The sequence below is a fragment of the Prosthecobacter sp. genome (assembly GCF_049294395.1).
GTDB lineage: Bacteria > Verrucomicrobiota > Verrucomicrobiia > Verrucomicrobiales > Verrucomicrobiaceae > Prosthecobacter.
In genome coordinates, this window is record NZ_JBAQCR010000199.1 from 1 (window position 1) to 10223 (window position 10223).

Here is a 10223-nt window from a genome sequence, read left to right on the forward strand (position 1 = left end):
GTGTGACACCAGGAGGTGGTGGCTGCTGCGGATTTTGAGGATTCTGCGGGTTACCAGGCTGCGACGGATTCATTTCAATAAAAACTGTTGATGCACATGTATATACACGGTGGCCAGCGCTTCCGACAAGATGAATTTACAGCTCGCATGAACGAACAGTGCGGACGCGCTGAAGAGGAAACGCTCCGGGTGGCCGATTCTTAGCCGACAAGACCGCCTATGTGCCCCCTTTGGACCCGCCGAAGGATGCCCACCGGAACGCGAATTGTCATTTGCACGACGGGCCTCTTCCGATAGGATGCCGGACTCCGATCTCACATGAAAACCGCCTCGTTCATTCTCTGCGCCGCCGCCCTCGTCCTCGCCTCCACTTCCTGTGGAAAGCACTCCTGGAAGGAAACCCAGGTGCTGCACGAAGGCATGCACAAGGCGCACGACGAAGGCCATGGCGATTCCCACGCCAAGGAAGCCGAGCACGGCGAGAAGAAGGCCCACTAAGACTCCCGCATGCGCCGCTACGCCTTCATCGGGCTGCTTGTTCTGGTGATCGTGGCGAGCAGTTGTGTGATGCTGCGTACCTGCTGGGCACGCATCGCTCCCGCCATTGCCTCCACCGGCGGCAAGGATCTGCACATCCGGCTGCCGGATGATGGGAAGACGCACCTGCAAAAGGACAAACGCTGGGCGGCGGATCAGCTCGGCACCTCCACCGGCACGCTGGGCAGCCACGGCTGCCTCGTCTCCAGCGTGGCCATGGCCTGCTCAGACCTCGGCGTGGAGCTCACGCCCAAGGAACTCAACGAGCGCCTGAAGAAAGCCGACGGCTTCCTCCCGCAGGGTTGGGTGGTGTGGAACGCCATCCCCCGCGTGACCGACAAAAAACTCGCCGCCGATTACCATCCCGCCGCCAGCCACGCCGTGATGGACGCGGCCTTGGAAGCCGGCGCCTACCCCGTGGTGAAGTACTTCCTCCTCGGCGGCATCCAGCACTGGTGCGTCATCGTCGGCAAAGACGGCCTGGAATACCTCGCCCGCGATCCCCTGCGGGACGACGAGAAGCCCGTGAAGCTCTCCGAATTGACGGCGAAGGTGTATGCGGTGCGTGTGATCCGGCGGGTGGAGTGAGCCTTTGAGCGGTGCTAGATGAGGCCGACTCAGGGAGCCTCCGGCTGCGGTTCTCGCTTCAAGTGAGGATAAAGATCGCTGAATTTGAAGTGGAGGGCGGCCCGCAGGTCGGTGCGAAATTGCATGAGGCAAAAAATGGCCACCACCGTCACCGGTCTCCAGTCCCACAGACGTGACGCCAGGCCTGAGAGAAAGGTCTCGGCCTCCGGTTGATCAAGAATCCACCGCGCGATGAGGTAGATGCAGAGAGCCCGCACCCAGCTGACACGGTTGGCACGCCGCCGGGCTTCTTCATCCTCGACTGGATCAATGCGCAAGGACGGGAGAACTGTGATGAAAAACAATGCCGCGATGACGAACAGCCAATGGACCGACTCCACCTTCGAGGAGAGCCGCAGGTAGATGGCCATGACCAGCAGCGGCTTCGCCACAGCGGCCAGGATCATGGAATAGCGGATGACAGTGTATCGGCTCATGGGCGGGATGGCGCTTCAACTTCAATGGTGCGCAGGGAAACGAGGGGCGAGCCAGCGTCCCAGCGCGCTCAAGTTCGACATTCTTGGCGGTTTCGCCTCGGCTGTCGAGTTCCGAATGAAGGCGATGCACCGCGTCATTGCGCCGTCCACAAGGCGGTGAAAGGCACCACGCATGGGCCTCGCGATGCGTGGCAGCATCAAGCCCACGGCACGGCGGCGCTGACCGCCAAAAACGCTGCGCTGCGGGTGATGAGGCGGGTGGAGTGAAAATGCTCAACGTGAATACCACGAGCACATATTGTCCTGCCACGTCTTGGGATTCCGGTCTTTGCCTGAGGAGTAGATGAGGACGCGCAAAGGCAAGGTCGCCGGAGGCGGATTGTTCCTGCATCGCTCGGCGTACCTGGAGTCCGACTGATCCGCTCCGTACTCGGGATTGGCGAGACTGCCGTCGCCGTTCGTGTCGAGGACGATGTAATAGGGCTCGCCCCAGAGATCACTGAGCACCCATTCCGCGCCGTCCTTCCAGAGGCCGAATTTGCGGTCTTTGGCGGGAGGGAAGTCGGTGAATTTGATCTCGTGGGGATTGAGAGTGGTGTCTTTGCCCGTGAGGGCAGAAAGAATGACGCCGCGTGTGCGGAGTGTTGCATCAGGCCCGTGCCAGCCGGATTCCGGAATGGGAAAGTGCTGGTATTCCGCCTCATAGCTTAAGAGCCCGTATTTGATTTCTCTGAGGACTGTTGCCGGCTGAAGCTTTGGACCTTGTGAAGACACCCAGAGATCGATCAAGACTGGCGAGGCCAGAACGATGAGTGCGGCAATGATGCCCAGCGTGAGCAAGACCCAGGTGCAGCCGCTTTTTTTCAGATTGAGCGGATCATGGTAGGGCGTGGTGGTTTCGCTCATGGCGCTGTTTTACCTGAGAGACGTTTGCTTTGTCGAGCACCGAGTGGGTGAGGGCAGCGGACCGGCTTTGACTGGAAAAGCCAGGGGCTTGTGGAGGGCTCGGAGGCTGCTCAGCGCGCTTGCCACGAGCACACATTGTCCTTCCAGGTCTTGGGATCGCGGTCCGGGCCGGAGGAGTAGATGAGCACCTTCAGTGGCAGCGTCGCAGGCGGCGGAAGCATCCGGCATCGCCTCTCGTATTCGGCGTCCGACTGATCCGCGCCAAACTCGGGCTTGGCGAGGCTGCCGTCCCCGTTCGTGTCGAGGACGACATAGTAGGGCTCGCCCCAGAGATCACTGAGCACCCATTCCGAGCCGTCGTGCCATAGGCCGTTTTTGCGGTCCTGGGCTTGAGGCAAGCTGAGGTAAACGATGTCTTTGGGGTTCATCGATGGAACGTTTTGCGGAACGCTCTCATTGCCGATGAGTATGGGCAGCATCGGGCCTCGTGATCGGATGGAAGCATCATTCGGACTGTGCAAGTCAGACTCCGGGATGGGAAAGCGATTGTAATCAGTGTGATAACATTCAATCGCAATTTTAAGATCTAATGTCGTTTGTCGAACTTGCATGCGAACTCTGCCACGGTCGGTGGCATAGAAGCATTGGTTTAAGTTGAGAGCGTAATAGACGGCCAAAGCTGACACGGCTCCGCCCAAAAGTAACTTTCCCAGACATGAACATCCCGCCATGCGGTCAATGCGCCGTTCATCACTCATGCCTCCGTTTTACCCGAGCGAGGCTGTGGCTGTCGAGTTTCAAATAAACATCGACACACGCGCCTTGGCTCCTACCACCCCTTGAACGTCGGTGGATGATTGTCCTCCCACGTCGAGGGGTCTCCGTCAGGCCCGGCGGAGAAGAGGGCGATGCGGGTGGTCAGTTCCTTCTGCGTCGCGCCGGGCTTCGGCGGCACGGTCATGAGTTCTGGATTGGGGACTTTGCCGTCGTTGTTGAAGTCGCAGACGATGTAGTAAAGCGAGTCCCCGCCGTCTTTGTTGGGTGTGGCGGGGCTCCATGGCATGTTGATCTTTTTCACCATGGCTTCGTCGAACTGCCAGTCCGTGCGCAGCAGTGCCTCATCACGCGGGCTTGAGGGGCCTAGTTTGGAAGCGACGTACTCGGGAGTGATCAATTGGCGCATTGTTCCCACCATGAAATTGGTGCCCTGCCAGGGGGCGTAAGCGATGGATCTTTTTTCCATCGTATAGGCGACAAACCACCAAACCAGAACGGTGAAGATCAAAACGACCATCAACCGTCTGAAGCTCCAGAGCTTTTCCTTGGCGGTGGACGAACTCACACCACCAAACCCGCAGCGGCCACCAGCGTCTCTTCATTGACGATCTTGCCTGCCAAATCGGGTTTGCAGTCGCCTTTGAGTTCGTCGCGGAATTTCTTGATGAAGCTCTGGGTGGGCCAGGAGGCGGCTTCGCCGAAGGCGCAGATGGTCTTGCCTTCGATCTGGTTGGCCACGGTCTCCAGGGTGTCCACGTCATCGGGGCTGGCGTCACCAGCCACGATGCGGTCGCTGATTTTCTTCATCCACAGGCTGCCTTCGCGGCAGGGGGTGCACTGGCCGCAGGATTCGTGGGCGTAGAAGGCGTTCAGGTTGTTGATGACCCAGGTCATGCTGCGGCTGTCGTCCATGATGATGACGCCGCCGGATCCGGCCATGGTGCCGCACTGCGCCATGGTGTCGAAGTCCATGGGGATGTCCATGATGCCGAGTTCGCGGCCGTCCTTGAGCTTGAATTTTTCATCGGCACGCAGGACTTTGGAGGAGCTGCCGCCAGGGATGATGGCCTTCAGTTTGCGGCCGGGTTTGAGACCGCCGCAGAGCACGTCGATGACTTCGCCCATCGTCACTTTGCCGACTTCGACTTCGTAGTAGCCGGGCTTCTGCACATCGCCGCTCACGCAGAGGATGCGGGTGCCGGTGTTGTTCGGCGTGCCGAGCTTGGCGTATTCCGCGCCGCCCATCTCGATGATGTGCTTCACGTGGCAGAGGGATTCCACGTTGTTCACGATGGTCGGGCTCATGTAGAGGCCGAGCGCCGCAGGGAAATACGGGGGCTTGATGCGCGGGTAGGGGCGCTTGCCTTCGAGGGATTCGATGAGGCCGGTCTCTTCACCGCAGATGTAGGCGCCTGCACCGCGATGCACGTAGATCTCGCAGTCGAAACCGGTGCCGAGGATGTTCTTGCCGAGGAAGCCTTTTTCGTGGGCTTCAGCGATGGCCTTTTCGAGGATCTTCGCGGCGTAGGGGAATTCTTCGCGCACGTAGATGTAGGAGAGCTTGGCGCCCACGGCGAAGCAGGCGATCGTCATGCCTTCGATCAGCTGATGCGGATCCTGGTGCATGATGTAGCGGTCCTTGAAGGTGCCGGGTTCGGATTCGTCCGCGTTGCAGATGAGATAGACCGGCTTCGTGTTCGTCGGCGGGATAAAGCCCCACTTCACGCCGGTCGGGAAGCCTGCACCCCCACGGCCGCGCAGACCGCTGGCTTTGACCTCATTGGTGATGGCGCTGCGCTCCATGGTGAACGCCTTTTTGAGCTGCTCATACCCGCCATTCTCCATGTAACACTCGATGGACGGATTGTAACCGGCGCGGTCGATGTTCTTGAAGATCAGGCGCTTTTCACGCGCATGGGGTTCTTTTCCGGGAAGATACTGGACGGGGGAGGCCATGGTTCGCAGTATCCGAGTGTGAATAAGGTGGGCAACTGGGATTTGTGAAAAATTTCACAAGCTGGCCGGAAAGCGGGAAGGGTGGGGGTAGGTGTGGGGCACTCCTGAATAGATCGTATAGGGCCTGTAAGACCTATTTTCTGGAAAGCTTCGAGCATCCCACGTTGTACTTTGCAGGTGCGCCTTTCCACCCCCAGCTCCCTCTGTCTGCCCCTCCTGCTCCTCGCAGCGGCCGGGATGGCCATCGCCAAAAAAGACGAGGGGCCGAAGCCGGTGCCGTGGTCGTTTGCGCCGCTGAAGCGTGGCGGGCTGCCGCAGGTGAAGGACGCCGCATGGCCCCGGACGCGCATCGATTACTTCATTCTCGCCAAAATGGAGGCCGCAGGCATGCAGCCAGCCCCCAGGGCGGACGAGCGCGTGCTGCAGCGCAGGCTGGCCTTTGATCTCACCGGTTTGCCTCCCGCCGAGCAGGCCGCCGCCGACTGGAGCCGCACCGTGGATGAAACCCTGCGCAGCCCCCACTACGGCGAGCGCTGGGCCCGCCACTGGCTGGATCTGGCGCGCTACACGGATCAAACCCCCGACTGGCTGGACTCCACCAAGTACTCCTACCTCTACCGCGACTGGGTGGTGCAGGCGCTCAATGAGGACATGCCGTACGATCGCTTCGTGCTGCGCCAGCTAGCCACGGATTTTCTGCCCGAGTGCGGCCCGCAGGATCGCGTGGCGCTGGGCTTCATCGGCCTGAGCCCCACGTATTTTAAGGAGTTGCAGCTCCCGCCGGAGATCATCAAGACCACCGTCGCGGATGAATGGGAGGAGCATGTGGATGCCATTGGCCGCACCTTCCTCGGCCTCACGCTGGCCTGCGCCCGCTGCCATGATCACAAGTCCGACCCCATCTCCGCGCAGGATTATTATGCGCTCGCCGGCGTCTTCGCCTCCGTGAAGCTCTCCGAACTGCCCACGATGAAGGATGAATTCTGGAAGCCCGTGGCCAAGGCGCGGGCGGAGGTGGCGGCCATGGAAAAGCAGATGGCCGACCTCAAGAAAAAGAAGCCGAAGGACATGGCGGAGCAGGCCAAGAAAATCGAAGCCGTCATCGCCTCCATCAAGACCGCCACCCCGCACTACAACATGCCCATGGCCAATGCCGTGGAGGACGCCGCGCTCTACGTGGTGAACAAGGAAAAGGAGCACGGGACCAAGCTGGACTACAAAATGGGCATGGCGCGTGACCTGGAGCTCATGAAGCGCGGGAATCCGAATGACCTCGGCGCTGCGGTGCCGCGCCGCTTCCTCTCCATGTTTCCCTCCAAGACCGGCCTGCCGCGCAAGTTCACCACGGGAAGCGGTCGCCTGGAACTCGCGCAGGCCATCGTGGAAGACGCCGCACCGCTGACCGCCCGCGTCATCGTCAATCGCGTATGGAAGCACCATTTCGGTCGCGGCTTGGTGGATACCCCCAGCGAGTTCGGCAACCTCGGCGAAGCCCCCACGCATCCCGAATTGCTCGATGATCTCGCCGGTCGCTTCATGGAGCACGGCTGGTCGATCAAGTGGTTGCACCGTGAGATCTTGAACTCCGCCACCTGGCAGCAGAGCAGCATCGCCGCCGCCTCCGAGCAGCGCGATCCCGAAAACAAACTCTACGCCCGCATGCTGCGCCGCCGCCTCGACTGGGAATCCTGGCGCGATGCCATTCTCAGCGCCACCGGCCAGATTGATCTCAAGATCGGCGGCCCCGCCTCATCCATCAGCGCTGCGGCCAATCACCGCCGCTCCCTCTACGGCGCCTCCGACCGCCAGGACATGGACCCCATGCTGCGCATCCACGACGTGCCCGATCCCGGCGCGCACAACCCCTGGCGCACCGAAACCATCACGCCGCTGCAGGGCCTCTTTGCGCTCAATTCCCCCTTCATGCAGCAGCAGTCCGAAGTGCTGGGGAAATGGGCGATGGAGCACTGCGTGGACGCCGTCTATGCCCGCCTCTTCGGCCGCAAGCCAAGCGCCCATGAGGCGTCAGTGGCGCAGGCGTTTGTCAGTGGGCGCGAAAACGATGCCGCCGTGTGGGCGCAGTATGCGCAGGCGCTGCTGGCGGGGAATGAGATGCTGTTTGTGGATTGAGGCCGCTTTCACGTTTTGTCGCCGCTTCCGCTGATACATATTGAGCGGACAAAAGCGATTCCCCTCTCCCCACCGCTGACATAGCAACGCCCAAAACGCCCTTTGGGGAGAGGTCGGGTGAGGGGCCATCCCATGCATACGAAGGGGGTTCGTTGCCCCCCTCACCCAGCCTCTCCCCGAAGGCTATGATTCAAGCAAAGTGAGTCCTCGACGGGGAGAGGGGATTTGCGTTGGCTGCCTTTTGGCACATCGCTCCAACACGTCCCGCCTCACCTACTTCCTCCCCCCACCCTCCGACACCAGCACCGCCGTGTCCGGTTTCTTCACCCAGCGCCCCAGGAGCGCGGACTTCCAGTCCGCAGCAGGTCGCATACGCACAGCGGGTGTGGCTGCGGGCAGAACATCGGAAGCACGAGCGCTGAGGGACGAGACGGTGAAAAGCGATAGGGTGGCTATGGAGTCGCGTGTGTCTGCGGAGTGCTGCGGACTGGAAGTCCGCGCTCCGGGACGCTTTGGCCTGCGGCGCTCCATTCCAAGATGAGCGCATCAATCCAAGTGCGAGGACAAGTGGCGGTCAGACATCGTGCCGAGCCCCGCTCGCGCCAGTTCTCTACTTTTGCTTCTTCCTGTCCTTTGGTGCATCCAAGGCGGAAACCAGCACCGCCGTGTCCGGTTTCTTCCCGGAGTAAAACGAGAGGTAATGCGTGTCCCCGATCACCGTGGCGTTCACGTTGCCGGCGTCGATAGTGCTGCCGCTGCCCACGGCCACCGCTTCGCCCATGGGCCAGCGGAGCGGATTCGCGATCACGCTTTTCGGATCCACCACACGACGCCACAGGATGCCGGCGCGACCACGCTGAAAGTGGTAGTTGCTCAGCAGCCCGGTTTTGGCATCGAGGATCAGGCTCGGCGTGGAGATGAGCACATCGGTGATGTTGGTCTGTGCACGCGTCCAGGTCTTGCCGTGGTCGGTGGAGAGCATCTGGAACTGGGAGCGCGCCGTGGTGGAGTCTCCCGCCTCCGTGCGGCCGATGGCGAAAATTTTGCCATCGCCGAGATAAACGGCGGAGGGCTCGGTGGGCCACTGATCTTTCGTCAGGCCGGACTCGATGGGTGTTTGCGTCCAGGTCTTGCCATCGTCCTTGCTCGTCAGCATGCCCCAGGAGTGCGTCGGGCCTGCATCGCCATAATCGCCCGCGAACCACAGCGCCATGAGGCCCACCGTGGGCACCGCAAACACATCCGTGATCTGCACCGGGCGCACCGCCAGCTCCGGCGTGGTGACGAGCGTGAATTTCACCCCATCCGTCGTGCGGTACAGATCCTGGTGCCACTGCGCCCCGACGCGGCGCACCCAGAGCAGCATCGCCCCGGTGGAGTCCAGCCCTTTGCCCACGGGCACATCGCCATAGCCGGGGGAGTTCGCCACCACGGTTTCAGCCGTCCACGTTTTGCCGCCATCCGTGGAAGTGCGTGCGTAGGTGGCGCGGGAGTCTTCGCCAATGGTGTGCCCGGAGCCCCGGCTGTAAACGCAGACCAGCTTGTCGCCGATGGCCTGCAGCATCGGCCAGGAATTGTAGCCCTGCGCTTCCTGCACCAGATGGGCCTCCTGGGGCGCGCTCAGCGGCGTCACCTTGACCACCGCCAAACCGGTGGGGCTGGTGAAGGTGTCGGCGGGGTCCGCAGGCTCGCGCTGAATGCGCACGCACAGCGGGGCATCGGGGACCACCTGGTAGTAGGACTCCAAAACGATGGTGCGGGAGTGCAGCGGCGCGGCAGGCAGCGCCGTGCGAATGGGATCTCCCTGCAGATGCCGCTCCGTGAAGGGCGCCCCCTCCACCATCTGGGAAAGGTGCACGCGGTAAACATCCTCCAAGGCGGGGCTCGTGGCTGCGTCAGTGCTCGTCACGGTGATCTCCACCCGCACGCCGCCGCAGTCCTTGGGCAGCCCGGTCACCACCCCGCTCACCGACTGCCCATCCGTGCCCCCTGACAACGACCACACCGGGATGTGCGTGGAGCCGCTGGACATCATCACCAGCGAAGGCTTGCCCGTGGCGATGGACAACTGGTTCGCACTCAGGAAAAGCGGGGCATATTCCGCCGCGAAACTGGTGACGGTGGAGGCGAGGAGGGCCAGAAAGGAGATGCGCAGGGGGAGGGGTTGTTTTCGCATGGCCTCAGGCTTGCGCAGCCAGCGCCGAGGTCAAGAAGCCATGCACCCATGGCGCTCATTTCCGCCCCCATTTCACAGCCCCCGTAAGATGGGTGTGGCGACAGCCCGCCCGTCTGCCTTGGTTGTTCGTAAAACTCATTTCCGGCTGAGCACGCCCTTCCTCTGCTCCCTCTGCTTCTCTGCCCCTTTGCGGCAAAAATCGAACGTCCCTTCAATTTCGAAATGTCCTGCTGCCGAGAGTGCTCCAGGCCATGGCACCACCCACCGCCTCCAAACTCCCTCCCCAACCTGCTCCCACTGCTCCGCATCTGTGCTTTACACCCGCCCATCTCTGATCATTGATCCCCGCTCGTTTTTTCCGACCCCCGCTAATGACCACCAAGCTCGATCCCAAATTCCTCGCCCTTCTTGCTGACACCGCGCAGAAACTTCAGGCGCTCGAAATCCAGCCTCGCGTGCTCGAAGACGCCGCCCCGGCGCTCACCGCCACTGCGGCGGAGCTCAGCCAGCAGATGATCGATTTCACCACCACCCTCACCGCCGCCATGGAGGCGAAGGTCGCCGCAGACATCGCGGCCCGCGAAGCCGCCAAGGCGCAGGCGCTGGCCGAGAAGGAAGCCGCACGCCTGGCAGCCATCGAGGCCAAGGAAGCCGCACGCATTGCCAAGGAAGAAGCC

General features: G+C 61.7%; 9 protein-coding genes and 1 pseudogene. 4 read left to right on the forward strand and 6 right to left on the reverse strand.

The annotated features are described in order from the left end of the window. Positions 1-318: 318 nt before the first annotated feature. A complete protein-coding gene (locus tag WAW39_RS12645) occupies positions 319-498 on the forward strand; it encodes a hypothetical protein (protein WP_422319329.1) in 180 nt (59 codons plus the stop codon). 9 nt (positions 499-507) lie between these two features. Then, positions 508-1125, forward strand: coding sequence for a hypothetical protein (locus WAW39_RS12650; protein ID WP_422319331.1), 618 nt, complete (start codon positions 508-510; stop codon positions 1123-1125). Between the two features lie 29 nt (positions 1126-1154). Here the strand turns inward: WAW39_RS12650 and WAW39_RS12655 are convergent, their stop codons facing one another. The 5 genes from WAW39_RS12655 to nuoF all read right to left on the reverse strand — a co-directional run bounded on the left by WAW39_RS12655 (position 1155) and on the right by nuoF (position 5240). Next, entirely contained in the window at positions 1155-1601 is a 447-nt protein-coding gene (locus WAW39_RS12655) for a hypothetical protein (RefSeq protein ID WP_422319333.1), read from the reverse strand. A 273-nt stretch (positions 1602-1874) separates the two neighbouring features. Beyond that, on the reverse strand, positions 1875-2507 hold the full coding sequence (locus WAW39_RS12660; RefSeq protein ID WP_422319335.1) for a hypothetical protein: 633 nt from the start codon (positions 2505-2507) through the stop codon (positions 1875-1877). Positions 2508-2617: 110 nt separating this feature from the next. After that, positions 2618-2986, reverse strand: a complete 369-nt coding sequence (locus WAW39_RS12665; RefSeq protein ID WP_422319337.1) for a hypothetical protein — start codon at positions 2984-2986, stop codon at positions 2618-2620. Between the two features lie 350 nt (positions 2987-3336). Continuing rightward, on the reverse strand, positions 3337-3849 hold the full coding sequence (locus WAW39_RS12670) for a hypothetical protein (RefSeq protein ID WP_422319339.1): 513 nt from the start codon (positions 3847-3849) through the stop codon (positions 3337-3339). Beyond that, positions 3846-5240 (reverse strand): NADH-quinone oxidoreductase subunit NuoF, encoded by a 1395-nt coding sequence (gene nuoF, locus WAW39_RS12675; protein WP_422319341.1) that lies wholly within the window; start codon positions 5238-5240, stop codon positions 3846-3848. Before nuoF ends, WAW39_RS12670 begins: the two co-directional genes overlap by 4 nt. Before the next feature lie 177 nt (positions 5241-5417). On the opposite strand from nuoF, the gene WAW39_RS12680 reads away from it, so the two are divergent. Next, on the forward strand, positions 5418-7370 hold the full coding sequence (locus WAW39_RS12680; protein ID WP_422319343.1) for a DUF1549 and DUF1553 domain-containing protein: 1953 nt from the start codon (positions 5418-5420) through the stop codon (positions 7368-7370). A gap of 610 nt (positions 7371-7980) precedes the next feature. Here WAW39_RS12680 and WAW39_RS12685 read toward each other — a convergent pair. Then, a complete protein-coding gene (locus tag WAW39_RS12685; protein ID WP_422319345.1) occupies positions 7981-9546 on the reverse strand; it encodes a sialidase family protein in 1566 nt (521 codons plus the stop codon). 371 nt (positions 9547-9917) lie between these two features. Here WAW39_RS12685 and WAW39_RS12690 point away from each other — a divergent pair. Then, positions 9918-10223 (forward strand): annotated as a pseudogene (locus WAW39_RS12690) (hypothetical protein); the annotation flags it as partial.